This is a genomic window from Shimia biformata (assembly GCF_016888515.1).
GTDB lineage: Bacteria > Pseudomonadota > Alphaproteobacteria > Rhodobacterales > Rhodobacteraceae > Shimia_A > Shimia_A biformata.
In genome coordinates this window covers 1,925,472-1,951,236 of the sequence record NZ_JAFEJK010000001.1, presented here as the reverse complement: position 1 = coordinate 1,951,236, position 25,765 = coordinate 1,925,472, and the positions used below count along the sequence as shown (strand labels likewise).

25 protein-coding genes are annotated in these 25,765 nt (G+C 62.6%); 16 read left to right on the top strand and 9 right to left on the bottom strand.

Annotation, left to right across the window (positions count from 1 at the left end; genetic code table 11):
* The first annotated feature begins 94 nt into the window (after nt 1-94).
* The 7 genes from JQ863_RS09530 to JQ863_RS09500 all read left to right on the top strand — a co-directional run bounded on the left by JQ863_RS09530 (nt 95) and on the right by JQ863_RS09500 (nt 6,284).
* On the top strand, nt 95-934 hold the full coding sequence (locus JQ863_RS09530; protein WP_204114043.1) for an AAA family ATPase: 840 nt from the start codon (nt 95-97) through the stop codon (nt 932-934).
* A 161-nt stretch (nt 935-1,095) separates the two neighbouring features.
* Entirely contained in the window at nt 1,096-1,554 is a 459-nt protein-coding gene (locus tag JQ863_RS09525; protein ID WP_204115122.1) for a GNAT family N-acetyltransferase, read from the top strand.
* 6 nt (nt 1,555-1,560) lie between these two features.
* On the top strand, nt 1,561-2,922 hold the full coding sequence (locus JQ863_RS09520) for a DUF2927 domain-containing protein (RefSeq protein ID WP_204114042.1): 1,362 nt from the start codon (nt 1,561-1,563) through the stop codon (nt 2,920-2,922).
* Between the two features lie 3 nt (nt 2,923-2,925).
* Nucleotides 2,926-3,093, top strand: coding sequence for a hypothetical protein (locus tag JQ863_RS09515; protein WP_204114041.1), 168 nt, complete (start codon nt 2,926-2,928; stop codon nt 3,091-3,093).
* Nucleotides 3,094-3,096: 3 nt separating this feature from the next.
* On the top strand, nt 3,097-4,281 hold the full coding sequence (locus tag JQ863_RS09510) for a vWA domain-containing protein (RefSeq protein WP_204114040.1): 1,185 nt from the start codon (nt 3,097-3,099) through the stop codon (nt 4,279-4,281).
* A gap of 53 nt (nt 4,282-4,334) precedes the next feature.
* Nucleotides 4,335-5,501, top strand: coding sequence for a cytochrome P450 (locus JQ863_RS09505; protein ID WP_204114039.1), 1,167 nt, complete (start codon nt 4,335-4,337; stop codon nt 5,499-5,501).
* A 90-nt stretch (nt 5,502-5,591) separates the two neighbouring features.
* Nucleotides 5,592-6,284, top strand: coding sequence for a M48 family metalloprotease (locus JQ863_RS09500; protein ID WP_204114038.1), 693 nt, complete (start codon nt 5,592-5,594; stop codon nt 6,282-6,284).
* A gap of 82 nt (nt 6,285-6,366) precedes the next feature.
* Here the strand turns inward: JQ863_RS09500 and JQ863_RS09495 are convergent, their stop codons facing one another.
* The 5 genes from JQ863_RS09495 to JQ863_RS09475 all read right to left on the bottom strand — a co-directional run bounded on the left by JQ863_RS09495 (nt 6,367) and on the right by JQ863_RS09475 (nt 12,011).
* Complete coding sequence (locus JQ863_RS09495; protein WP_204114037.1) at nt 6,367-6,912, bottom strand: RSP_2648 family PIN domain-containing protein; 546 nt, start codon at nt 6,910-6,912, stop codon at nt 6,367-6,369.
* On the bottom strand, nt 6,909-8,105 hold the full coding sequence (locus tag JQ863_RS09490; protein ID WP_420826271.1) for an RSP_2647 family RNA methyltransferase: 1,197 nt from the start codon (nt 8,103-8,105) through the stop codon (nt 6,909-6,911). Before JQ863_RS09490 ends, JQ863_RS09495 begins: the two co-directional genes overlap by 4 nt.
* Before the next feature lie 51 nt (nt 8,106-8,156).
* Nucleotides 8,157-8,813 carry a DUF6778 family protein gene (locus JQ863_RS09485; protein ID WP_204114036.1) on the bottom strand — a complete coding sequence of 219 codons (657 nt, stop codon included), beginning with the start codon at nt 8,811-8,813 and terminating at the stop codon, nt 8,157-8,159.
* Nucleotides 8,814-8,961: 148 nt separating this feature from the next.
* Complete coding sequence (locus JQ863_RS09480) at nt 8,962-9,231, bottom strand: hypothetical protein (protein WP_204114035.1); 270 nt, start codon at nt 9,229-9,231, stop codon at nt 8,962-8,964.
* Nucleotides 9,228-12,011 (bottom strand): [protein-PII] uridylyltransferase family protein, encoded by a 2,784-nt coding sequence (locus JQ863_RS09475; RefSeq protein WP_204114034.1) that lies wholly within the window; start codon nt 12,009-12,011, stop codon nt 9,228-9,230. The genes JQ863_RS09480 and JQ863_RS09475 overlap by 4 nt, the downstream gene beginning before the upstream one ends.
* A gap of 149 nt (nt 12,012-12,160) precedes the next feature.
* Between JQ863_RS09475 and JQ863_RS09470 the strand changes: the two genes are divergently transcribed.
* From JQ863_RS09470 to JQ863_RS09455, 4 genes are all read left to right on the top strand, one after another.
* Nucleotides 12,161-12,628, top strand: a complete 468-nt coding sequence (locus JQ863_RS09470) for a YbaK/EbsC family protein (protein ID WP_204114033.1) — start codon at nt 12,161-12,163, stop codon at nt 12,626-12,628.
* 108 nt (nt 12,629-12,736) lie between these two features.
* The gene (locus JQ863_RS09465) at nt 12,737-13,159 is read left to right on the top strand and encodes a DUF2852 domain-containing protein (RefSeq protein ID WP_204114032.1); all 423 of its coding nucleotides are present in this window, start codon (nt 12,737-12,739) and stop codon (nt 13,157-13,159) included.
* Between the two features lie 72 nt (nt 13,160-13,231).
* Entirely contained in the window at nt 13,232-13,681 is a 450-nt protein-coding gene (locus tag JQ863_RS09460; protein ID WP_204114031.1) for an RDD family protein, read from the top strand.
* Nucleotides 13,682-13,751: 70 nt separating this feature from the next.
* The gene (locus JQ863_RS09455) at nt 13,752-14,582 is read left to right on the top strand and encodes an arginyltransferase (RefSeq protein ID WP_204114030.1); all 831 of its coding nucleotides are present in this window, start codon (nt 13,752-13,754) and stop codon (nt 14,580-14,582) included.
* Between the two features lie 146 nt (nt 14,583-14,728).
* On the opposite strand, the gene JQ863_RS09450 is transcribed toward JQ863_RS09455, so the two are convergent.
* The 3 genes from JQ863_RS09450 to JQ863_RS09440 all read right to left on the bottom strand — a co-directional run bounded on the left by JQ863_RS09450 (nt 14,729) and on the right by JQ863_RS09440 (nt 19,213).
* Entirely contained in the window at nt 14,729-17,086 is a 2,358-nt protein-coding gene (locus JQ863_RS09450) for a TRAP transporter large permease (RefSeq protein WP_204114029.1), read from the bottom strand.
* Between the two features lie 17 nt (nt 17,087-17,103).
* A complete protein-coding gene (locus JQ863_RS09445) occupies nt 17,104-18,024 on the bottom strand; it encodes a TRAP transporter small permease subunit (protein WP_204114028.1) in 921 nt (306 codons plus the stop codon).
* Nucleotides 18,025-18,127: 103 nt separating this feature from the next.
* Nucleotides 18,128-19,213: a TRAP transporter substrate-binding protein gene (locus tag JQ863_RS09440; protein WP_204114027.1), complete on the bottom strand. Its 1,086-nt coding sequence runs from the start codon at nt 19,211-19,213 to the stop codon at nt 18,128-18,130.
* A 249-nt stretch (nt 19,214-19,462) separates the two neighbouring features.
* On the opposite strand from JQ863_RS09440, the gene JQ863_RS09435 reads away from it, so the two are divergent.
* The 4 genes from JQ863_RS09435 to ilvN all read left to right on the top strand — a co-directional run bounded on the left by JQ863_RS09435 (nt 19,463) and on the right by ilvN (nt 24,275).
* The gene (locus JQ863_RS09435; protein WP_204114026.1) at nt 19,463-20,899 is read left to right on the top strand and encodes a cache domain-containing protein; all 1,437 of its coding nucleotides are present in this window, start codon (nt 19,463-19,465) and stop codon (nt 20,897-20,899) included.
* Nucleotides 20,896-21,555, top strand: a complete 660-nt coding sequence (locus tag JQ863_RS09430; RefSeq protein ID WP_204114025.1) for a response regulator transcription factor — start codon at nt 20,896-20,898, stop codon at nt 21,553-21,555. The genes JQ863_RS09435 and JQ863_RS09430 overlap by 4 nt, the downstream gene beginning before the upstream one ends.
* A 390-nt stretch (nt 21,556-21,945) precedes the next feature.
* Nucleotides 21,946-23,700: an acetolactate synthase 3 large subunit gene (locus JQ863_RS09425; RefSeq protein ID WP_204114024.1), complete on the top strand. Its 1,755-nt coding sequence runs from the start codon at nt 21,946-21,948 to the stop codon at nt 23,698-23,700.
* A gap of 11 nt (nt 23,701-23,711) precedes the next feature.
* The gene (gene ilvN / locus JQ863_RS09420) at nt 23,712-24,275 is read left to right on the top strand and encodes an acetolactate synthase small subunit (protein ID WP_204114023.1); all 564 of its coding nucleotides are present in this window, start codon (nt 23,712-23,714) and stop codon (nt 24,273-24,275) included.
* A gap of 85 nt (nt 24,276-24,360) precedes the next feature.
* On the opposite strand, the gene JQ863_RS09415 is transcribed toward ilvN, so the two are convergent.
* On the bottom strand, nt 24,361-24,714 hold the full coding sequence (locus tag JQ863_RS09415) for a hypothetical protein (protein WP_204114022.1): 354 nt from the start codon (nt 24,712-24,714) through the stop codon (nt 24,361-24,363).
* Between the two features lie 279 nt (nt 24,715-24,993).
* On the opposite strand from JQ863_RS09415, the gene JQ863_RS09410 reads away from it, so the two are divergent.
* A complete protein-coding gene (locus tag JQ863_RS09410; protein WP_204114021.1) occupies nt 24,994-25,752 on the top strand; it encodes a helix-turn-helix domain-containing protein in 759 nt (252 codons plus the stop codon).
* The last annotated feature ends 13 nt before the right edge of the window (nt 25,753-25,765 follow it).

Below are 25,765 nucleotides of genomic sequence, written 5' to 3'. Positions count from 1 at the left end.
TGGGGGATTGTCACTACCCCATAACACCGCATTGCGGTGAAATTTTGTTCACGATAGGGTGCCGGACGGATCAGGATTAACTGTAGGAAACGGCATGAAATTCGAAGGCACACGCGATTATGTCGCCACTGACGACCTTACAATCGCGGTGAACGCGGCGGTTGCGCTTGAGCGTCCGCTGCTGGTCAAGGGCGAACCCGGCACCGGCAAGACCGAGCTGGCGCGCCAGGTCGCCGAGGCGCTGGGGCTTCGGATCATCGAGTGGAACATCAAGTCGACCACCAAGGCACAGCAGGGTCTTTACGAATACGACGCCGTCAGCCGGCTGCGGGACAGTCAGCTGGGCGAAGAACGCGTGCATGACGTCAAGAACTACATCAAGAAGGGCAAGCTTTGGGAAGCGTTCGAGGCAGATGAGAAGGTCGTCCTGCTGATCGACGAGATCGACAAGGCCGATATCGAGTTCCCGAACGACCTTTTGCAGGAACTCGATAAGATGGAGTTCTATGTCTACGAAACAGGCGAGACGATCCGCGCGAAACACCGCCCGATCATGATCATCACCTCGAACAATGAAAAGGAACTGCCCGACGCTTTCCTGCGCCGCTGTTTCTTTCATTACATCCGCTTCCCTGATGCCGAGACGATGAAAAAGATCGTCGAGGTGCATCACCCCGGCATCAAAGAGGCGCTGCTGACCACGGCCCTGACGCAGTTCTATGAAATCCGCGAAACCGCAGGGTTGAAGAAAAAGCCGTCGACGTCGGAAGTGCTGGACTGGCTGAAACTTCTTCTGGCCGAGGACCTGTCGCCCGAGGACCTGAAGCGCGACGGTGCCAATGCGCTGCCGAAACTGCATGGCGCGCTTCTGAAGAACGAACGGGACGTGCATCTGTTTGAACGGCTGGCGTTCATGGCGCGGTCGGGGCGCTGATCGACGGGGTCTCGTGGTGAAACGTGGGACCCGGAAGAACACGCGCAGCGCCCAGGCCTGCCGCCTGCAGGACATATTGTTGCCGCAGCCGCAGGGCATGCTAGGGTTCAGGGTGCTGCGGCGGCGACGTATTTCAGGGACAGGGAATTTTCAAAGTGACATTGAAGGACACCGGGCAGGTGAAGATCCGCCCGCTGCGTGAGGAAGACCAGGCCGAATGGCGCCGTCTTTGGACCGCATACCTTGAGTTTTACGAGTCCGGCGTGCCGGAAACGGTCTATGCCTCGACCTTTGCCCGTTTGCTGGGCGATGATGCGCAGGATTATTCCTGCCTGGTGGCCGAGGGTGAAAACGGGCTTGTCGGCCTGACGCATTACCTGTTTCACCGCCATGCGTGGAAAGTAGAAAATGTGTGTTATCTTCAGGACTTGTATGCCGATCCTAATGTGCGCGGCCAGGGTGTCGGACGCAAGCTGATCGAGGCGGTTTATGCCGCCGCGGACGACGCCGGCGCGCCGTCGGTCTATTGGCTGACACAGGAATTCAACCACACGGCGCGAAAATTGTATGACCGCATCGGCACAAAGACTCCTTTTATCCGGTATGACAGGGTAGTCTGACAGTTCATGCGTTTGTTGGTTTTATCATTTGTTGCCCTCTTGGGCGCCTGCACGTCGGGGATGCAATCCGAAGCGCCGACTCGCGCGGCCATTGCGGACACAACCCTTCCGCCGATGAAAGTCTTTGCGACGCCCCAGCCGGTGCGCCCGCAGCGGTCCAACCGGGACATGTCGCGCGATTTCCTCGACCTTGCCTTCCGCATGGAAAGCGGGCGTCAGCTTGACCGTTTTACCCGTTTCGAAGGACCGATCACCGTTCGCGTGACCGGGCGCCCGCCGGCAACGCTGCGCGCTGACCTGACGCGGCTGCTGCACCGGCTGAGGACCGAGGCCGGGATCAACATCTCGGAAACCTCGAACCCCGGCGCCAATATCACCATCGAGGCTGTATCCCGTGCCAAGATCCGGCAGGCGCTGCCGCAGGCGGCCTGTTTCGTGGTGCCCAATATCTCGTCCATCTCGCAGTATCGCAACGCGCGCCGCACATCAGCAACGAACTGGAGCCTGTTGAAAACACGTCAGAAAATGGCTGTTTTTGTGCCCAACGATGTCAGCCCGCAAGAGGTGCGCGACTGTCTGCATGAAGAACTGGCACAGGCGCTGGGGCCGCTCAATGACCTCTATCGGCTGCCCGACAGTATCTTCAATGACGACAATATCCACGCCGTCCTGACCGGGTTCGACATGCTGATGCTGCGCGCCTATTACGATCCGGCGCTGCAATCGGGCATGACCCGCAACGAAGTGGCCAAACGCCTTCCGGCGATCCTGGCGCGGCACAATCCCGGTGGTGAGGGACGCGGATCCTATCGTCTGAGCCCGACGCCCGCGTCCTGGGTCGATGCGATCCAGACCGCGCTTGGCCCCGGCACCAGTGGCCCCAATCGCCGGGCCGCCGCGTCGCGGGCGTTGCTGATCGCCAAGAACGAGGGCTGGCACGATCACCGGCTGGCCTTCAGCCACTATGCCAATGGCCGCCTGATGCAATCCTATGATTCCGATCAGGCCCATACCCATTTCCTGCTTGCCGACCGCTATTACCGCCAGTTCCCCTTCTCTGGCCCGCATCACGGTTTTGTCGCCACGCAGCTTGCGGCCTATGCGATTTCGGCCGGGCGCGGCACCGAGGCGCTGGCCCTTGTCACCCCCCGCATCGACGAGGCGGCACAGTTCGAAAACGCCGCGCTGTTGTCGACGCTGATGCTGTTGCGCGCCGAGGCGCTGCAACTGGTCAACCGCAGCGAAGAGGCACGCAGCGTCCGGGTGGACAGTCTGGGCTGGGCGCGATACGGCTTCGGCGCGGACTGGGCCGTGCGCGCCAAGATGCGCGAGGTCGCGGCGCTGAGCCCGCTCAAAGGGGGATACTGATCCATGATCGTACTGACGGCCGCGATTCTCGGCGCCATTCTGGGTTTTACCATCGCCAAGCGGCGCAAGGGCAAGGCACTGGATATCCTGCAATACACGGTGATCTATGCGATCGCCTTCTCGCTTCTGGGCGTGTTTGCGACGCTGACCATTCACCGGATGGCGCTGTAAGCGATGTTCCTGCCGTTCTTCGATAACCTCAGGCAAGGCGGCGTGCCCGTCTCTCTGCGCGAATATCTGAGCTTTCTGGAAGGCATGAAACTGGGTCTGGCGACCTATGACGTAGAGGCGTTCTATTACCTCGCCCGCACCGCCATGGTGAAGGATGAGCGCAACCTCGACAAGTTCGACCGCGCCTTTGCCGCCACCTTCAAGGGACTGGAAAACATCCAGCTGGACGACGTGCTTGAGGCCGTGAACCTGCCTGCCGACTGGCTGGAAAAGATGGCCGAAAAGCACCTGACGGCGGAAGAAAAGGCCGAGATCGAGGCGCTTGGCGGGTTTGAGAAGCTGATGGAGACGCTGCGCGAGCGGCTGAAGGAACAACAGGGCCGGCACCAGGGCGGCAACAAGTGGATCGGCACCGCCGGAACCTCGCCCTTTGGAGCCTATGGCTACAACCCCGAAGGGGTGCGCGTCGGCCAGAAGGAAGGCCGTCATGGCCGCGCGGTCAAGGTCTGGGACAAGCGCGAGTTCCGCAACCTCGACGACACGGTGGAACTGGGCACGCGCAACATCAAGGTGGCGCTGAAACGCCTGCGCCGCTGGGCGCGCGATGGCGCGGCCGAGGAACTGGACCTTGACGGCACGATCCGCGCCACCGCCGAACACGGCTATCTGGACGTGAAAACCCGCCCCGAGCGGCGCAACGCCGTGAAGGTGCTGCTGTTTCTGGATGTCGGCGGCTCGATGGACCCGCATATCAAGGTGGTCGAAGAACTGTTCAGCGCGGCACGGGCCGAGTTCAAGCACCTTGAATATTTCTATTTCCACAACTGCCTTTACGAAGGTGTGTGGCGCGACAACCGCCGCCGCTGGAACGCCCAGACCCCGACATGGGAGGTGCTGCGCACCTATGGGCCGGATTACAAGTGCATCTTTGTCGGCGACGCCTCGATGTCTCCTTACGAGATCGCCTATCCCGGCGGCGCCAACGAACACTGGAACGCCGAAGCCGGGCAGACCTGGCTGGAACGCGCGCGCGATCAATGGTCCAGCAACCTGTGGATCAACCCGATCCCCGAGAAATACTGGCCCCATACCCATTCGATCCAGATGATTTCCGAGATCTTCGAAGGCAACATGGTGCCGATGACGCTGGAAGGGCTGGAACAGGGCATGCGCGATCTGACACGCTGATCCCTGCCCTTTGGGTCTTGCGCGTGCGGTCTGGAACGGCATAGCGTTCCGGCATGTCCACCGCACCAGAATACACTATCGACCCCGCCCGCTTTGCCGCCGATCCCTATCCCGATCTTGCCCAAATGCGCCGCGATGCCCCTATCTGCTTCGTGCCTCAGCTGAACGCCACGCTGTTCACGCGGCGGGACGATATCTTCCGTCAGGAAAAGCGGATCGAGGTGTTTTCCAGCCGCCAGCCCGAGGGGTTGATGACGCTGTTGATGGGTGAGAACCTGATGCGCAAGGACGGTGATGCCCATATGGCCGAGCGCAGGGCGCTGTTTCCCACACTCAGTCCAAAGACCGTGAAACAGCACTGGCTGCCCCTGTTCCGCGACGCCGCCGACCGGATCATCCGGGACCTGATCCCGCAACGGGGCTGCGATCTTGTGCGCGATTTTGCCATGCCGGTGTCAGCCGAGGCGTTAAAAGCCATCACGGGGCTGACCACCATGACCGCCGCCGAAATGGACGGCGTCAGCCAGGCGATGATCGACGGCTGCGCGAATTATCAGGGCGACCCGCAGATCGAGGCCGCCTGTCACCGCGCCACCGCCCTGATCGACGCCCATATCGACGCGCAGGTACCGGTCCTGAGAAAGCAACCGGACCCGTCCGCCCTGTCGGTCCAGCTGGAGGCGGGGCTGCCGATGGAATCGATCCGCGCCAATATCAAGCTGATCATCTCGGGCGGCCAGAACGAGCCGCGTGACGCGATTGCCGGCACGATATGGGCCCTGCTGACCACCCCCGACGCCATGGGGATGATCCGCAATGGCGGGGCGGGTTTTGTGGACGCGTTCCACGAATATGCGCGCTGGGTCTCGCCCATCGGCATGTCACCACGAGAGGTCGCGCAGGCGGACACGGTGAACGGCATCGACTTCACGCCGGGCGAGCGGGTGTTTTTCATGTTTGGCTCGGCGGGCCGGGACGAGGCGCATTTCGACGCGCCCGACAGGTTTGACATCACGCGCGACAATTCCGCCGCCATCCCCTTTGGCGCAGGGCCGCATTTCTGCGCCGGTGCGCCGGCGGCGCGCGCGATGATCACCGAGGTCGCGCTGCCGCTGGCCTTTCAGCATTTGCAGGATCTGGAGCTTGCCGGGCCGGTGCCATTTCATGGCTGGGCCTTCCGCGGCCCGTTATCCATGCCGGTCACCTGGTCCAACGGCTGACGATCCGGCGCCGGGGATGCGCCCGCACCCCGGCAACACACCGCCGCGAGCGGGCTTGCCCTTCGCGCGTCGCCGGACCATATCTTGACCATGCTGCGCTTCATGCCCATCCTTCTTGCCCTGCTTTACGGTATCGCCATGTACCGCATGTCGGCCTGGCGCACGGCAAAAGAGCTGGACGCGAAATCCACTGAACTGGTCGATCCGCTGCTCGTCACCCATATCCGCAGCATGGCGCGGGCGCTCGACCTGCCGCGCATCCGGGTGCATATCTACGAGATCGCGCCGATCAACGGCCTTGCCGCCCCGGATGGGCGCATCTTCATCACGCGCGGCTTTTACGACCGCTACCGCGCCGGAGAGGTCACCTCGGACGAGCTGGCCAGCGTGATCGCACATGAGCTGGGCCATGTCGCGCTTGGCCATTCGCGCCGTCGGATGATCGACTTTTCGGGCCAGAACGCGCTGCGCACCGCCGTGGCCATGGTGCTGAACCGCTTTCTGCCGGGGTTTGGCGTGCTGATCGCCGGAACGCTGACCACGCTTCTGGCGGCGCGGCTGTCACGCGGCGACGAATACGAGGCCGACGCCTATGCCGCCGCGCTCCTGACCAAGGCCGGGATCGGCACCGGGCCGCAGAAATCGCTGTTTAGCAAGCTGGAAAGCCTGACCGACGGCAACCGGGGCGCGATGCCCGCCTGGTTCCTGTCCCACCCCAAGACCGCCGACCGGATCGCCGCCATCGAGAAGCTGGAAACCGACTGGGGCGTCACCAAGGCCTGACCCGGCCTGACTTTCCTCTTGCCTGAAATACCTCGGGGTGAGCATCGAAAACTGTTTGTTTTCGATGTGAGGGGCAGCGCCCCTATGCCCCTGCCAGCGCCTTGCCCAACTTCGGCAGACGCGCCTTTTTCATAAGCTTGCGCATGGGCCAGTCCTGACCTGACAGGCGTTCGGCCTCGTGCCAGACCGCGTCGGCAACCGCTGCAACGCCCTGCGGATCCTCTTCCCAAATCCCGCGCAGCAAGCTGTCCGGGTCGATCCGGTCCAGCCCCTCTTCGCCGAGGATGTTGCGCGGAAAATCCTTGGCGTTCAGGGTCACGATGCGGTCAGCGGACCCGGCAATCGCCGCTGCCAGCACATGCAGGTCAGCCGGATCGGGCAGCCACAGCCGCGCCTCAAGCGAGGGTTTCCATGTGATTTCAGCCCCCGGCCACGCGGCCCGCACCAGCGCGATCTCGCCCCGGGCCTGTGCCTCTCCGCCCGGTCCCAGCTTGGCCGCCGCCCGCGCCCATTCCTCAAGGATGCGGGCCGACCAGAGCGGTGTGAAGGCGCCCGTGGCAGCGGTGCCCAGAAGCATCTCGCGCATCACTGTCGGGAACAGGACGCAGGTATCCAGCAAAAGCTTCACAGCCGGAAAAACAGCGCCTTGAGATAGCCCGATTCCGCCAGCTGCGGCAGTTGCGGGTGGTCCGGCCCGGCAAAGCCGGTGTGGATCAGCTGCGGCCGCCGCCCGGCCCGCCCGATCCCGCGCGCCGAGGCGTTGCGGAACGAGGTGAGGTCGGCGGCATGGCTACACGAGCAGAGGCCCAGATAGCCGCCCTCGGCCACCAGCGGCGCGGCCATGCGTGCGACGCGCTCATAAGCGCGCAGACCTTTTTCCAGCGCCGGTTTTGACGGTGCGAAGGCGGGCGGGTCGCAGATCACCACGTCAAACTCGGCACCTTCATCCTGAAGCGCCTGCAGGACTTCGAACGCATCACCCTTGCGGGTGGCGAACCGGTCGGCAAAGCCCGACGCCGCCGCGCCCTGCTCTGCCAGATCCAGCGCCGGGGCCGAGCCGTCGACCGCCACCGCGCTGGCCGCCCCGCCCGCAAGCGCGGCAAGCGAGAAGCCTCCGACATGGGAAAACACGTCCAGAACCCGCGCATCCCGGCAGAGACCGGCGGCGAAACCGTGGTTCGGGCGCTGGTCAAAGAACAGCCCCGTCTTCTGCCCCCCGGAAATATCGGCCATGTAGGTGGCACCGTTCATCACAACCGGGATGGGGCCGTCAGGCAGGGCTCCGGCCAGAACCGTGCTTTCCTCGTTCAGCCCTTCCAGCCCCCGCGCCCGGCCAGAGCCGTTCTTGTAGACAGTCGTGACGCCCTCAAGACGCAACAGCGCCGGGGTCAGCATCTCAAGATGGGTGTCGGCCCAGGCCGCGTTGGGTTGCAGGACCACCACGTCACCAAACCGGTCGATGATGACACCGGGCAGCCCGTCCGCCTCAGCGTGAACAAGGCGATAGAAGGGCGCGTCATAAATGCGGTCACGCATCGCGGCGGCGCGCGACAGCCGCGCAAACAGCCAGTCGGCGTCGACCTGCGCGTCGGTGTCGCGGTCCAGCACGCGGGCAAAGATGCGGCTTTGGGGATTGACGGTCACCAGCGCCAGCGGGCGGCGCTCGGCATCCTCAAGGATCGCAAGCGCACCGGGCGTCAGGCCCTTGGTGCGGCGGTCGGTGACGATTTCATTGTCGAAAACCCAGGGAAAGCCGTGGCGGATCGCCTGCGGCTTGGATTTCGGTTTCAGGCGGATAACAGGCAAAGGGGACGACATCATGTCGTCCCCTTACGCGTTTCGATGCGGTCTGAAAAGATCAGATCGGCTGGATCAGATCGGCTTGACCGGCGACAGCGGATCGATCCGCTTGGTCACACCGCCCCGCGGCGCGACAAATCCCTGGGGCTTCGTCATCTCGTCCTGGATCACGCGGGCCAGATGCTGGGTGATGCGGTATTTCTGGGTCAGGCCACGGGCCTCGGCCTGAAGCGCCTTGGAGCCGCCATAGCCATCAAGATCGGCCACGATTTCACGCGGGCCACGGATCACGGCACCGGTCTGCGGGTCGCGGATCGTCATGACGAAGGTGATCGCATGGATGCCGCCAATGGTATAGCGGGTCTTTTCGGTCAGGGCGTGGAAGCGCTTGACCTCGATCTCGACCTTCACGGGAAGGGCGCCCTTCAGGTCGCCTGCCCCCAGTTCGATGGCGTCGTCAAAGATCGCCGCGACCTGTTCATAGCGGTTGCCAATCGGGTCACCGCGCCAGACGATGTCGGCAGCGGGCCGATAGCTGTTGGCCTCGCTGACCTTCAACGTGGTGGGCACGTTGACGTCAAAGCTTGCCATCTTGAACGACGGCGCGGGCGCGGCCATCTCGGTCGGCAGGGTCTCAAGCGGGGCGTTCCGCGTTGCGGTTTCCACGGTGGCACAGGCCGAGACACTCAGGCCCATCATCACCATCGCAAGAAGTCCAAACCGTTTCATATTCCATTCTCCTTGGGCACAATTTCCCCTTGGGTGCAGGAACAATTTGATCCGAAATTGAGGCAGGATTGCGTCAAATGCGGCGCGATTTGAGGGAGTCTTGTCGGCGATACGGCGACAAATTCCCTTGTTTTCCGCGATTTTCCGGTCAGTTGCGGGCGCGTGTGCGCCATCCCCCCCGGCGGCGCGGGGTGCCGATCGACACCAGCCCTTCTTGCATCACGCCGGTCATCGGATGGTCCGGGTTGCCGGGGCCATAGGTGTCCAGCAGCGCCGTCAGCGCCGCCTTCTGGTCGGTGTTGTCCGCAAGGCTGAGTGCCCAATCAAGGAAGATCGACCGGCATTCGCCCAGCGTGATCCCGTCGATACGATAGGATTCGCGGATCAGCCCCTTGGGGTCGGCATCGCGGTGTGTCATGCAACGTCTCCGATCTTGCGGTTCAGGGCCGCGGTTACGATGGCATCCGCCTCGGTCGCCCTGCCGCGCAGGTCATTTGCCAGCGCCTCGACGGTTTCGGCCCCGGTTTCGCGCAGCAGGAAGGCACGCCCGCCCACGCCCAGTGTTTGCGGCGCCAGATCCTGCTCTCCCAGCAGTTTTTCCGACATGCGCACCCGCCAGAAAAGATCATAGGCGGCCTCAAGCGCCGTGCCTTCCTGTGGGGTGAGCCAGCCGATGGCGACGCCGGAACGCAGCCCGTCAACCACGCTGCGCGACGGCGAATGGGCCAGAAGCGCGGCGGCCTGGGACAAGAGTTCGATATCCTGCATCCGACCGGGACCGATCTTGGCGTCCCAGATGGATTTAGGGGTCTTCGCGGCGGCGATACGGTCGCGCATCTCGGCGACATCGGCACGGATCGCGGCCTCGTCCCGCGGCATGGCCAGAACCTCCTGCCGGAAGGTCTCGATCTCATCCGTCAGATCGGCGGGGCCAGCCACCGCGCGGGCGCGGGTTAGGGCCAGATGTTCCCATGTCCAGGCCTTGTTCTGCTGATAGTCACGGAACGATGTCAGCGAAGTGGCGACCGGGCCTTGCGTGCCAGACGGCCTGAGCCGCATGTCGATCTCGTAAAGCCGTCCCTGGCTCATCGGGGCGGAAATCGCGGTGACCATGGCCTGGGTCAGCCGCGCGTAATAGGCGCGCGAGGCCAGCGGGCGGCGGCCCTCGGACGCCTCGACCCCGGCGGCGTCATAGATCACGATCAGGTCAAGGTCCGACCCCGCCGTCAGCCGTTCCGCCCCCAGCGATCCCATGCCAAGCACCATCGCGCCGCGTCCCGGCGGGGGGCCGTGTTTGATGGCGAAATTGTCGGTCACAACGGGCAGAAGCGCGGCAACGGCGGCACTGGCAAGGTCGGCATATTGCTGCCCGGCCTCATCCGCCGGGATCAGCCCGCGCAGGTGATGCACACCCACCCGGAAATGCCATTCCTTGACCCAGCGGCGGGCGGCGTCGAGCTTGCGTTCATAGTCTTCCTCGGCGTCGAGAACCGCAGTCAGCGCCGATTGCAGCGCAACCGCCCCCGGCCAGTCGGCAAAGAAACCGCCGCCGATCACCGCATCGAACACCGCCGAGTTGCGCGACAGATACCGCGCCAGCCCCGGCGCGGTGCCGACGATATCAACCAGAAGATCGACAAGCTGGGCATTTGCCTCGAACAGAGAAAACAGCTGCACCCCGGCGGGCAGCCCTGCAAGGAACCCGTCGAGCGCCAGAAGCGCCTCATCGGGGCGCGCGGTGCGGGCCAGCCGCTTCAGCAACTCGGGCCTGAGCCGTTTGAAAATCTCGACCGCCCGTTCCGAGCGCAGCGCCGGATAGGTCAGCCAGCGAGCCAGAATATCCTCGTCAAAGGCATGGGCGTCCATGGGCTGGGCCGCGTCGGGGGCAAAGAAGCCCTCGGTCACCTCATGCACTTCGGTCAGGCGGGCGGCGACGTCGCGCCGGAAGGTGGCCTCGTCCAGCCCCATCAGACAGGCGATGCGGGCGATGCCCTCGGGTGATTTCGGCAGGTCGTGGGTCTGGGCGTCGTTGATCATCTGGATGCGGTGTTCCACCTCGCGGTGGGCGCGGTAGTGATCGCCCAGAACCTGCGCCGCCGCCTCGGGCACCCAGCCTTTTTGTGCCAGCAGACCCAGCGCGGGCACCGTGCGGCGGTCGCGCAGGTCGGGGTCCCTGCCCCCGGCGATGATCTGGCGGGTCTGGGTAAAGAACTCGATCTCGCGGATGCCGCCGCGCCCCAGCTTCATGTTGTGACCTTCCAGCGTGATCGGCCCGCCCAGCCCCTTGTGCTCGCGGATGCGCAGCCGCATGTCATGGGCGTCCTGGATGGCGGCGAAATCCAGGTGCTTGCGCCAGACGAAGGGCGTCAGCGCCTTGAGGAATTTCTCGCCCGCCGCCAGATCACCGGCCGAGGGCCGCGCCTTGATGTAAGCGGCGCGTTCCCACGTGCGGCCAAGGCTTTCGTAATAGCGTTCGGCAGCTTCCATCGCCATGCAGACCGGCGTGACAGCCGGGTCGGGGCGCAGGCGCAGGTCGGTGCGAAAGACATAGCCCTCACCGGTGAGGTCACTCAGCATCGCCGCCATGCGCCGCGTGGCACGCACGAAACTGGCTCGGGCGTCGTGGTAATCGGCGGCGTCAAAGCGGCTTTCGTCAAAGAGGCAAATGAGGTCGATATCCGAGGAATAGTTCAGCTCATGCGCGCCCATCTTGCCCATGGCGATCGAGACCATGCCACCTGCGGTCACAATGTCATCCTCGGTCGCGCCGGGCAGCTTGCCGCGCCTGATCTCGGTCCCGATGGTGACCTGCAACGCAAGCTGGCTGGCGAGATCGGCGAAATCGGTCAGTTGGCCTGTCACTTCTTCCAGCGACCAGACCCCGGCGATATCCGCCAGCGCCGTGGTCAGCGCCACGCGCCGCTTGGCCACGCGCAGCGCCACGGGCAGCTTGTCGGGCGCGGTGTCGCGCAGGGCGGCATATTCGGCCAGAAGCGCCGCCTCTGGATCGTCGAAGGCGGCGGGAAGCCAGTCGCGTTCCTTTTCGATCAGGGTCTTCAGATAGGGGCTGCACCCGCCCGTGCCCGCCAGAAGCGCGGCAAGATCGCCGTCAAACCCCGGCGCATTGGCCACTGTATCGGCGGCGCGTTCGGGGTCAAAGGCGATGGGCAGGCGGGTGATGCGGTTTGCGAAACTCATATGCCGACATTGCCAAAGGGCGCGACGGCGTCAACCGCAAGCGCGGGGCGGAAGGGGTGGAAAATGAGTATTTGGGCAAGAAAGAAGCGGCGGATTGAACCGCCTTTGCCCCGCCGCTAGTGTCAGCCGGGCAAGAGCGAGGGGTCGGAATGTCGAAAAGCATGAAACGGGTGCGCGCGGCGCTGGAAGCGGCGGGGATTGCACCCGATATCCGCGAGACCGGCGCGGCCCGCACCGCGCAGATGGCCGCTGACAGCGTCGGCTGTCACCTCGACCAGATTGCCAAGTCGATCATCTTTCGCGGTGCGACCTCGGGCCGAGCCATCCTGTTCCTGACCGCCGGCGGCAACCGGGTGGATGACAAAAAGGCCAGCGCCGTCGCGGGCGAGCCGCTGGGCAAGGCCGATGCCGCGCTGATCCGCGCCCAGACCGGGTTTGCCATCGGCGGCGTCGCCCCCATCGGCCATCTGAACCCGATCCGCGCCTTTCTTGATCCGCGTCTTCTGGAATTCGATACGGTCTGGGCGGCGGCGGGCACGCCACATCACGTTTTTCCGCTGAACCCACATGATCTGCCGCGGCTGACCGGGGCGCAACAGGCTGATTTCACGTCATAAATCAAGAAATGTAAAAAACATTCACATTGCCCCTTGCAATGCGCCGCCGTGATGCCGATCTTGGTAATGTGAAAGACATTCACATTGACGCCAACATCGGAGACCCAAATGACACCTGTTGCTACTGCTACGCCTCATACCGCCAACCTGAGTTGGCTGGGCAAGGCCGAAGCCTGGCTTGACAGCAAGGGCAAAGGCGCGTGGATCGCGGCCATGGTCCTTGGCTTCGTCTTCTTCTGGCCCGTCGGCCTGGCACTGTTGTTTTACATGATCTGGAGCAAGGATATGTTCAAGAAAAACCGGTCCTGCGCCCGTGCCTCGCGCCGGATGCACGTGATGACCCCCACCGGCAACACCGCCTTTGACGCCTATCGCGACGAGACCCTGCGCCGCCTTGAAGAAGAACAGAAAAGCTTCGAGGACTTCCTGCAGCGCCTGCGCGAGGCCAAGGACAAGGCCGAGTTCGACGAGTTCATGGATGAACGCGCCCGCAAGGCAGACGCAGCCGAGGACGCGCGCGAAGACGCCTGACGCGCCGGAACAAGAAAACCCACGGTCCCCGCTGCGGCGGGGATCTGTATTTCCCATTTGCCAGCCGATGACATGACCCAGACCGATTTCCGACTTCCCGACCCTGCCACCCAGCCCGAGTTCTATGCAGATGTGCCGACCAAACGGTTGATTGCCTGGATCATCGACATGGTGGTGATCGTTGCGATCTGTGCGCTGATCGTACCGTTCACCGCCTTTACGGGGCTGTTTTTCTTTCCCTTGCTGGTCCTCGTGGTGGGCTTCATTTACCGCGTGGTCACGATGGCCAGCGGCTCGGCGACATGGGGGATGCGGCTGGTGTCAATCGAGTTCCGCACCCAGTTCGGTGACCGGTTCGACCTGAGTTCGGCCTTCCTGCACACGCTGGGCTATTCGGTCTCGATCTCGATCCCGATCCTGCAGGTGATCTCGGTCATCCTGATGCTGACCTCGGCGCGCGGTCAGGGCCTGACCGATCATGTCATGGGCAGCGTGGCGATCAACAGGACCGCAAGATTCTGACGCTGATTAGGGGCTTGGCGCGGGAAAGCGGGGTTGTTATCGTCGCTTTTGCGACAAAGCCCGGAGTGCCATGCGCCACAGCCTGCCCCTTGCGCCCCAGTTCTATGTGACGGCCCCGCAGCCCTGCCCCTACCTGGACGGCAGGATGGAGCGGAAACTGTTTACCGCCCTGCAGGGCGACGGGGCAACGGTGCTGAACGACGCGCTGTCGCAACAGGGGTTCCGTCGTTCGCAGAACGTGCTGTATCGCCCCACCTGCGCCGAATGCTCAGCCTGTCTGTCGGCCCGGATCGACGTGTCGAAATTCACTGCGACCAAAAGCCAGAAACGTATCCTGCGCCGCAACGCCCATGTTGCGCGCAAGGCGTCCTCGCCCTGGGCGACGGAAGACCAGTACGAATTGTTCCGCGACTACCTAGACCATCGCCACGCCGATGGCGGCATGGCGGACATGGACGTGTTCGAATTTGCCGCGATGATCGAGGAAACCCCGATCCGCAGCCGGGTGATCGAATATACCGACACCGAGAGCCACGAACTGATCGGGGTCAGCCTGACCGATGTCCTGTCGGACGGGCTGAGCATGGTCTATTCCTTCTTCCGCCCCGATCTGCCCCGGCAGTCGCTTGGCACCTATCTGATCCTCGACCATATCGCCATCGCGCGCGAGGCGGGCCTGCCCTATGTCTACCTTGGCTACTGGGTGCCGGGCAGCGCCAAGATGGGCTACAAGGCGCGGTTCTCGGGGCTTGAGGTCTTTGCCGATGGCAGATGGCAGGAACTTGGGGACACCCATCAGTTCGATGCCCAGCTGCACCCGCTGTCAACCGCACCGATTGCCGAACAGGTGGCCAATATCTCGCTGCCTGATCTCTCGGTCCCGCATCGCAGCGACGACTAGCGCGCCCCCCAGATCAAAATGGTCCGCCGCGCCGTGCCCACCCGCACGCGCCAACCCTGCTGTTTACTGGTGCCAAATACCCTTGCCAAAGGCAAAGCGGGGGCCAAAAGGCCCCCGCTTTTCATATTATCCCGTGAGTGGGTGGATCAGTTCGGGATGAGGTCCGGCAGGATCGTCACGATCGCCGGGAAGAACCACAGGATCGCAAGCCCCACCACCTGGATCAGCACGAAGGGTGCGACCCCGCGATAGATATGGCCTGTCGTTACCTCTTTCGGGGCCACGCCGCGCAGGTAGAACAGCGCGAAGCCGAAGGGCGGTGTCAGGAACGAGGTCTGCAGGTTCACCGCGATCATGATCGTCACCCATTTCGGATCGAAGGTGCCGCCATAGATGACCGGCCCGACGATGGGGATCACGATGTAGATGATCTCGAGGAAGTCCAGCACGAAGCCCAGCACGAACAGCACCAGCATCACGATCAGGAAGACCGTCAGCTCGTTGTCGAAGGACTTCAGGAACTGCTGGATATAGTGTTCCCCGCCAAACGAGATGACCACCAGATTGAGCAGCTGCGAACCGATCAGGATGGTGAAGACCATGGACGTCACCTTGGCCGTCTCGCGCACCACCGGCGTCAGGATGCCCGCCTTGAACAGGACATAGCAGCTGAACAACAGGCCGAAGGCGGCATAGAGATAGGCGGCATAGGCAAACAGGAACGCGATCCAGCTTTCGACGCTGACACCTTCGGTATTGTTGATGCGCAGGTCGAAGTTCACCCCGATCAGGATGCAGAGGATCACCGCCAGGGTCGAGAAGATCACAACCTTGGGTGAGCGGTCCTCGTCGCGCAGGCGGCGGTAGGCCGCCAGCATGATCGCCCCTGCCGCACCCAGCGCGGCGGCAGGCGTCGGGTTGGTGATCCCGCCCAGGATCGAGCCCAGTACCGCAACAATCAGAACCAGCGGCGGGAAGACCACGCGGATCAGTTCGTTCTCGGCCAGGTAGCCGGCGGCACGGGTACATCCGTAAAGCGTGATGGCAAAGGGAATGAGCCAGATCACCACCGACACGCCAGAACTGGTCGACGGTGCGATCAGCAGCACATCGGCCATCAGGACCAGCACGATCCCAACCGCACCGATCAACAGCGGACGCACGTCACCCGAGGGCTTCACGCCGCGCGCCATCGCCAGCATCAGCGCCGCCGCCACCATCAGGATGGTGATGCCGGTGCCGATCGGGGCAGCGTTGGCTTCCTTCTCGGCGCGTTTCTCGGCAATCTGTTCCGGGCTCAGCCGTTCGGATTGCTGCACGCCACCGGCGGCGTCGATCGCCGCGGCCTCTGCGACCGCCGTGTCCCAGGCCGACTGGCCGTGAAGCTCGATCATCGAGGCCTTGCACTCGTCCGAGACATTGGTGCGCAGCGATGCGGCCTCGCCGATATCGGTGAAGCTGTCGACCTGCAGCGATTGCGAGCCGATCACGCCAACCTGCGCCAGAAGCATGGCACCGGCAATCAGTGCCACCGGAACGCCCAGCAGCCAGGTGAAGGCTTCGGACTTGGTCACGGGTTCATTGCTTGTCCCACCCAGTTCGACAGCCGGGGCTTTCGACGGGTTCACCAGCGCATAGCCGAAGGCATAAAGCGCATAGAGCAGCGCCAGCATGACGCCCGGCACAAGGGCCGCCTGGAACAGCGTGCCCACCGAGACAACCGCCGGTTCGCCGAGATAGGTCAGCGCATCGGTACAGCCCGCGGTCTGGGCGCGCGCCTCTTGTGCGGCCGAGTAAAGGTCGCCCGCCAGCGTGCCCAGAAGAACGATCACGATCGAGGGCGGAATGATCTGCCCCAGCGTGCCCGAGGCCGCGATCACACCGGTCGCCAGTTCCGGCGAATAGTTGTTGCGCAGCATGGTTGGCAGGCTGAGAAGACCCATGGTCACCACGGTCGCTCCCACGATCCCGGTCGAGGCGGCAAGGAAGGCGCCCACGACGACAACCGACACGGCCAGACCGCCCGGCAGCGGTCCAAAGACCCGCGCCATGGTGGTCAGAAGGTCGTTGGCGATCTTCGAGCGTTCCAGCGTGATGCCCATCAGGACGAACATCAGAACCGCCAGCAGGGTTTCGATCGACTGGCCCGCCAGCACGCGTTCGTTGATCCGGTTCACGATGAACGACACGTTGCGGTCCATCGCCACTTCCCAGCCCTTGGGGAAGACCGGTTCTTCGATCCGTGGCAGATCAGGGTATCGGAAAACCGATATCACGTCCGCCTTGACCCCGTCCGAGATCAGCTGTGCATAGGCCGCCGACCCGGTGTCGATTGCCTGGTGAATAAGAAGCCCGGCGCTGTCGAGCGCGGCGATGATCCCGAACGAGATGATGCCTGCGCCGCCAATGGCAAACGCCACCGGAAAGCCCGAGAGAATGCCTCCGAAGAGGCAGAGAAAGACGATGATCAGGCCGATTTCGACGCCATCGAGTCCAAAAAGCATGTTCCTGCCCCTATACCTTAGTGAGTGCCTTCATAGGCTTCTTCGCCCTCGCCCAGCGTATCGCGGTCGAGGTATTTACCGTCGCTTTCCAGCCCTTCCTTGCGCTCAAGGTAGCTGCGCCAGAAGAAGGCACAGCCATGCAGGAACACCATGCCTGCAAAGGCGACAAGAAGGATCTTGAACAGGAAATACGCGGTGAAGCCATTTGGCGACGGGCCGATGAATTCGACGTTCCAGCGCAGGGCGCGGGATTTCAGAAGCAGGCGGTCCAGCGCATCCGAGGCCGACGGGTTCGGCACGATCAGGTGGCGCCACATGAAGAACCAGCCATACATCCAGATCAGCACGGCCATCGGCAGCATGAAGAAGATCGAACCAAACATGTCGATGGTCTTCTTGGTACGATGCGAGACCGCGGCATAAACCAGGTCGACCCGCACATGCCCGCCCTGCACGAAAGTGTAGGTGGCACAGAGCGCAACGACCAGCGCGTTATAGAATTTCAGTTCTTCGGCATACCACGAGATGTCGAATTGCAGCGGGATGCCGAAGCCGAAGGCGATGTCGGGCCGGGTAAAGATCCGCTGCATGAACACGATGATGACCTGTTGCAGCACCATCAGAAGGCCCGCCCAGGCAAAGAAGCGGCCCGTGGTGTTGGCAAAGCCCTCAAGCACCCGCACACAGCCCCACATGAAGCTGTTTTTCCAGAGGCCGATCGCGGTGAACACCAGGAAGATGGTGAAAACCACGAAGAACAGCTCGACCGACCCGCCGTAATAGACGAAACGCATGATCGCCTGCTTGTCCGACCAGTCCAGCCAGAGCTGCGGATGCGTGATCGCGTAACCGAAATTATAGAAGGCCAGACCGATGTTCTGGAAAAACCAGACGATCAGGTCGATCAGTGCCCCCATCCCCGAGGTGCTTTCTTCCATGGAGTCCCCCACTTCAAAGTCTTGACCGTATCCGCCCGCCCCTCATTCGGGTGGATACGAAAAGGGCCCCGGCAATTGCCGGGACCCCGATGAGTTTCAGACCTTACTGGCCAAGCACGCGCACGCGCTGCTGGACATAGTAACCGTCCGACTTGTTGATCCAGCTGGCCGAGTTTGCCAGCGATGCTTCGAACGAGGTGCGGATCTCGGCGAACAGGTCGTCGCCCATGTTCTCGTCCATGACTTCTGCCGAGGCCTTGCCGAACGCATCCCAGACATCGTCCGAGAATTGCAGGGTCTTGACGCCTTGGGCCTGAAGACGGGCCAGGGCCGCACCGTTGTTGGCCAGGGTTTCTGCCAGCTGGTAATGCGTGGTGGCCATCGACGCATAGCGCAGGATTGCCTGATGCTGTGCCGACAGTTCGTTCCAGACGTCGAGGTTGACGTTGGCCGACAGCGCCGAGCCCGGCTCGTGGAAACCGGCGGTGTAGTAGACTTTCGCAACTTCCTGGAAGCCCGCGCGTTCGTCGGCCATCGGGCCAACCCACTCAAGACCGTCCAGCGCGCCCGAAGACAGGGCCTGATAGAGTTCGCCACCGGGGATGTTCTGGACCGATGCGCCCAGTTTGCCCAGCACCTTGCCGCCCAGACCCGGCATACGGAATTTCAGGCCGTTGAAGTCGGCTGCCGAGTTGATTTCCTTGCGGAACCAGCCACCCGACTGCGAGCCGGAGTTACCGGCCAGAAGGCCCTTCATGTTGAAGATTTCGCCCAGCTTGTCGTGCAGCTGCTCGCCGCCGCCATGGTAGTACCAGTTGGTCACTTCCTGCGCGGTGCCGCCAAACGGAACGGCGGTGAAATAGGCGTAACCCGGGTGCTGGCCGATGAAGTAGTAGTCAGCCGAGTGATACATGTCGGCCTGGCCCGACGACACGGCGTCGAACACTTCCAGCGCGCCCACCAGTTCGCCCGGAGCTTTCTTGTCGATGGTCAGCGCGCCATCCGACATCTCGGCAACCATGTTTTGCAGATAGGTTGCCGCGTCATCCAGAACGGCAAAGCCGCGCGGCCAGGACTGCACCATGGTCAGGGTGCGTTTGCCCTGCGCGTAAACCGGCGCCGCCAGGGTCGATGCCGCTGCTGCGGTGCCGCCAAGTGCAGAAGTTTTCAGAAAAGAACGACGATCCATAGAGTAAGGTCCTCCCAGATATTTTTCAGTCCGGCATGGGGTTTCCCATGCGGACGGATCGTTGCAAGTGTCGCAGAGCCTAGCCGTGACGTCGCGTTCTGAAAATACCGACAACTACGTATATCCCGCCTCGGGTGGCAGATTTTCTGACCAATTTGCTGCGTAGTGTTGGGTATTTTCAGCCGATTCGCAGGGGTGCGGCTGCAAAGCCCCCTATGATTCGCCGCAAAACACCCGTATCGAATCACCATGCGCCGATTTCTTTCGCAGATACGCCTGTCTTATGGGCAGAAGCTGTTTCTTCTGGCCACCCTGCCGCTGATCGTGGCGGTGGCGGCGATTTCGGTCGTGGTGGCGGACCAGTCGCGCGAACTGGCCGAACGCGAGATCGCGGCGCTTGAGACCCAGCTGATCGAGGCGAAAAAGGCCGAGTTGAAGAACTATGTCACCCAGGCGCGCAACGGGTTCTATTTCGTCTATGGCAACGCCGCGCCGGATGACGCCGCCGCCAAGGAACAGGTGATGCAGATCCTGGCCGCGATGATCTATGGCGATGAGGGGTTCTTCTTTGTCTATGATTATGACGGCACCAACCTTGTCAGCCCGCGCCAGACCGAACTTATCAACCAGAACTGGCTGGACCTGAGAGACAGCGAAGGCACGGCGGTCGTGGCGGAATTCCTCGACATCGCGCGGCAGGGTGCCGGGTATCTTGAACACCTGTGGCCCAAGCCCTCGACCGGGGAAGAGGCCCGGATGATTACCTATGTCACCTCGTTTCCGTCCTGGCGGTGGGCGGTCGGCACCGGCGTTTTCATCGACGACGTGCTGCAGACCACCGCCGCGGCGCGGGCCGAGGTCGAACACCGGGTCCAGCGCACCTTTGTCTATATTGGTGCGATCACCTTTGGCGCGCTGATGACCGTGTTCCTGACCGGCATTTTCATCAATATCCGCGAACGCCGGCTGGCGGATGCCAAGCTGAAGGAACTGACCCAGCGGGTGTTCGACGCGCAGGAAGAGGAACGCGGCCGGGTGGCGCGCGAATTGCATGACGGCATCAGCCAGCTTCTGGTCGGGGTGCGCTATGCGCTGGACAGCGCGCGACGGCGGCTTGAGGCCGGGGACGCGGGGGCCGCCGAGACGCTGGACAAGGGGATCAACCATCTCAGCGGCGCCATCGGCGAGGTCCGCCGCATCAGCCGCGACCTGCGCCCCGGGGTGCTGGACGACCTTGGCCTTGGCCCCGCGCTGAAGGCGCTGACGGATGATTTCAGCGAACGCACCGGCATCGAGACCGAGTTCAACACCGTCGTCTTCCGCAATCGTCTGGACCCGGAAGCCAAGATCGCGCTTTACCGGATCGCCCAGGAGGCGCTGACCAATATCGAGCGGCATTCCGGCGCGACCAAGGTCACGATCGACGTGCGCGGCCACAAGAAAGGCGCCACGCTCAGGATCGCCGACAACGGGCGCGGGCTGAACGCGACCCGCAACACCGAAGACGGCAAGACCCGCCCAGGCGGACTTGGCCTGCGCAACATGCAGGAACGGGTGGAACAGCTGGATGGGTCGTTGCGTCTCTTTTCCAGCCGCAGCGGAACCGTTATTGTGGCCGACGTGCCGCTGTCGCACCTGTTGTCGCCCGAAGCCGAGGCGACGTCGGAAGGAAAGGCCCGCGCATGACAGACCCAGTCACACATGCCCCCGTGAAAGTTGTCATCGTCGACGATCACCCGATGGTCGCCGAAGGCATCCAGTCGATCCTTGAGGATTACAAGGACATCACCGTTCTGGCGACGCTGTCGAACGGCCGCGCCGCGCTGGACGAGATGGCGCAGTTGCAGCCCGACGTGGTGCTGATGGACCTCAACATGCCCGAGATCGGCGGGCTGACCGCAACCGAGATGCTGCTGGAACGCGATCCCGGCCTGAAAATCCTGATCCTGTCGATGCATGACACGCCGGAATATATCTCGACCGCGCTGAGCCACGGCGCTGTCGGGTATATTCTGAAGGACGTGCCCACGGATGAGATCAAAACCGCGATCGACACGGTGATGCGCGGCGAGCGATACCTTTGCACCGGCGCGCGCGGGTCGCTGGAACCGCCCGAAGGCGGATCGCGCGAAAGCCTGACCAGCCGCGAACAGACCGTGTTGCTGCAACTGGCGCAGGGCAAGTCGAACAAGGAAGTGGCGCTGGCGCTGAATATCTCGGTCCGCACGGTCGAGACGCATCGCAAGAACATCAAGCGCAAGCTGGGCATATCCTCGACCGCCGGGCTGACGCGCTATGCGCTGGAACACGGGGTGTTGCAGGGGACCGGCGTCGGGCTTTGACCGCCCTGCCCCGGATTGCCGCAGCCGCGGGAGCCTCCGGCGGGAGTATTGTGGACAAGAAAGAAGCCGCGACGGGGCTGCGCCCCCCCTGATCCGGCGGTGTGAATTGCCAAAATGTCGCGACAGAGCGAGGCCCGCGCAATAAATGAAAAGAATTTCACCCCGTGGCGGTGTTTTCGTTCCGAATTTGCGGTTGACGCCGCGACGCAGCACCCATAATGTCCCGCGCAGACATGAAAGGGCTTTTTGCGATGAAGTCGCTAATCGTAGTAGTGGGAAGTTGGTGCATGGGCCGGTAACGGACACCATTACGGTTCCCCATGCGCCCCCGTCAGATCGCCGGGGGCTTTTTTATGTCGATGAAATGATGACGTCTAAACGGAGAGACACATGGCACGTCAGATGACCGGAGCGAAAATGGTGGTTCAGGCCCTCAAGGATCAGGGTGTGGACACGGTATTCGGCTATCCCGGCGGGGCCGTCCTACCGATTTATGACGAGATCTTTCAGCAGAACGATATTCGTCACATCCTTGTGCGTCACGAACAGGGCGCGGTCCATGCCGCCGAAGGCTATGCCCGCTCAACCGGCAAGCCCGGCGTGGCGCTGGTGACATCCGGCCCCGGCGCGACCAACGCGGTGACCGGGCTGACCGATGCGCTTTTGGATTCGATCCCGATCGTGGTTCTGACCGGCCAGGTGCCGACCTTCATGATCGGTTCGGACGCCTTCCAGGAGGCCGACACCGTCGGCATCACCCGCCCCTGCACCAAGCACAACTGGCTGGTGAAAGAGACCGACCGGCTGAGCCAGACCATTCACGAGGCGTTCCACGTCGCCACCTCGGGCCGCCCCGGTCCGGTGCTGATCGACATTCCCAAGGATGTGCAGTTCGCCAGCGGCGATTACGTGTCGCCCAAGGCGGCGGACACGTCGCGCTATCAGCCGCAGATGAAGGGCGATCTGGCCGCGATCACCGAACTGGTCGAAGCCATCGAAAAGGCCGAGCGCCCGGTGTTCTATACCGGCGGCGGCGTGATCAATTCCGGCCCCGCCGCCAGCCAGCTGCTGCGCGAACTGGTGGATGCGACCGGCATTCCGATCACCTCGACCCTGATGGGGCTGGGCGCATATCCGGCATCCGGCGAAAACTGGCTGGGCATGTTGGGCATGCACGGGCTTTACGAAGCGAATATGGCGATGCACGGCTGCGACCTGATGATCTGCGTCGGCGCGCGGTTCGATGACCGGATCACGGGGCTGATCTCGGCCTTTTCGCCGAAGTCGAAAAAGGCGCATATCGACATCGACCCGTCGTCGATCAACAAGGTCGTGAAGACCGATATCCCGATTGTCGGCGATGTCGGCCACGTGCTTGAGGACATCCTGAAGGTCTGGAAGGCGCGCGGGCGCAAGATCAACCGCGCCGCCGTGGACAAATGGCAGGGTCAGATCGACGAATGGCGCAAGGTCGACTGCCTGAAATACAAGCAGGCGGGCAAGGTGATCAAACCGCAATACGCGATCCAGCGTCTGGAAGAGCTGACCAAGGGCCATGACCGCTATGTCACCACCGAGGTGGGCCAGCACCAGATGTGGGCGGCGCAATACATGGGGTTCGAGGACCCGAACCGCTGGATGACCTCCGGGGGGCTGGGCACGATGGGTTATGGTTTCCCGGCCTCGATCGGCGTGCAGATGGCGCATCCCGACAGCCTTGTCATCAACGTTGCGGGCGAAGCCTCGTGGCTGATGAACATGCAGGAAATGGGAACGGCAGTGCAGTTCCGCCTGCCCGTCAAGCAATTCATCCTCAACAACGAACGTCTGGGCATGGTGCGCCAGTGGCAGGAACTTTTGCATGGCGAGCGGTATTCGCACTCGTGGTCCGAGGCGCTGCCCGATTTCGTCAAGCTTGCCGAAGCGTTCGGCGCCAAGGGCATCTATTGCGACAACCCCGATGACCTTGATGATGCCATCCTTGAGATGATCAACCACGACGGCCCGGTGATCTTTGACTGCCTTGTCGAGAAACACGAGAACTGCTTCCCGATGATCCCAAGCGGAAAGCCGCATAACGAGATGCTCTTGGGCGAGGCCTCGACGCAGGGCGCGATCGAAGCCGGTGGCGCGGTGCTGGTGTAAGGAGAGAAAAGATGGCTGCTCTAAAAATCAAGAAAGGCTCGACGAGCCACTCCGCTTACAACCTGCGCCCCGCTTTCTCGGATGTGCAGGAAAAGCATACGCTGGCCGTTCTCGTCGACAACGAACCCGGTGTGCTGGCGCGGGTGATCGGGTTGTTCTCGGGACGGGGATACAACATCGAAAGCCTGACGGTGGCCGAGGTCGATCACACCGGCCATCACAGCCGCATCACCGTGGTCACCACCGGCACGCCGCAGGTGATCGAGCAGATCAAGACCCAGCTGGGCCGGATCGTGCCGGTGCATGACGTGCATGACCTGACCGTCGAAGGTGCGGCGGTGGAACGTGAACTGGGCCTGTTCAAGGTCACAGGAGAAGGCGAAAAGCGGATCGAGGCATTGCGGCTGGCCGAGATTTTCCGCGCCAACGTGGTGGATTCGACGCTGGAAAGCTTTGTCTTCGAAATCACCGGCGCGCCCGAAAAGATCGACGCTTTTGCCGATCTGATGCGCCCGCTGGGACTGGTCGAGGTGGCGCGGACCGGGGTTGCGGCACTGTCGCGCGGATCCGCCTGACAAAACGCTGCCCCAAATGGGGGCGCAACCAATAAAAAGGGCCCTCAGCGGGCCCTTTTTTGTTTTCGATTGTGGGTAAGCCCGTTCAGACCGCGACCAGGTCCCTCATCCGGTCGCGCTGTTTCGGGAAGGGCAGAATACTCGCCTCTGACATGTCTGGCACCGGGCGGCGCGGCTTGACCCGGACCGCGTTGTGCTGGGCCGACAGCGTATCCGGCAAGGTGTCATAAGCCCCTTCCGCGACCCGCACCGGGTTACGCGCGTAGCGCAGGTTGCGGTCCTGGCTCAGCTCGAATTGCACCAGGTCGCCCGGATCCAGGTCCGGCAGGCTGCTGGGCATGTCATTGCCGCCATTGAAGAAGGCCAGATCACCGTGATCCTCACACCAGATCACCGCCTTGTTGTCGAGATTGTCACTCCAAAGGACGACGCCAAACATTTGAGTTCAAGCTCCTTTTCCTGCCTGACCCAAGTGTCACAAATCCAACATGTCACAGGTATTGAAAACTCAGCGTCGGTTTATTCGGAATTGTGTCGACATGAGCAATTATTGATGCCACTCTGCGTCAAGCTGACGCGATTTCGCGTCAAACAGTACAAAAATGCGCGCAATAGCTGATTGGTCTGGTAACCTTTCAGCCAGGAAAGAACAGGGAGAGACACTGGTTTGCCTTCAGGAGTCGCTGATCAGAACAAATCGCCGGCAGAGCTGCGCCGGATGTTTGGAGAAAATCTCAGGGTGCTGTCTCGGCAATATCCGTCGGTCTCGAAACTGTGCCGTGACCTGGGCATAAACCGGACCCAGTTCAATCGCTATCTGTCGGGCGAAAGCTTTCCCCGGCCGGACGTCCTGCACAGGATTTGCAATTTTTTCAACGTCGATGCGCGTATCCTTCTTGAGCCGCTGAACGAGCTTCAAGTTGAGAAAGGTGTACTCAACCATCCGTTGATCGCCGATTACGTCGGGTCAGGAATGACCGACATTCCCCAGGATGTGTTTCCCGACGGGTTCTATCGCTTCTCGCGCCGCAGTTTCATCGAGGCCGACCTGATCATCATCGGGCTGGTCTATGTCTTTCGCAAGGACCAGCACACGTTCATTCGCGGCTATGAGGCGAAAGAGGCGATGCGCCAGCAAGGTCTGCCGGTCGACCCCCAAACCCGCGAGTTCCGTGGCGTGGTGCTGCCACAGGAAGACGGCATCGGCGCGCTGGTGGCCCATCACAAGACCATGGCGACATCGTTCAACTATCTCAGCCGGGTTGCCTCGTTCCAGAACCATTACTGGATCGGTTACGCCACCCGCACCGTGCGCGAGACCGTCACGGGGCTGCGCGCGGCGCGGCTGGTCTACGAGCATCTGGGCAACGACACAGGCGCGGTGTTGCAGGCCGCGCGCTCGGTCGGGTTCTGCGGCCCTGACGAGCTGATTCCCTATCACCGCAAGCTGCTGCAACTGGACCGACCCTTCGCCTGAGACGCAAATGTCG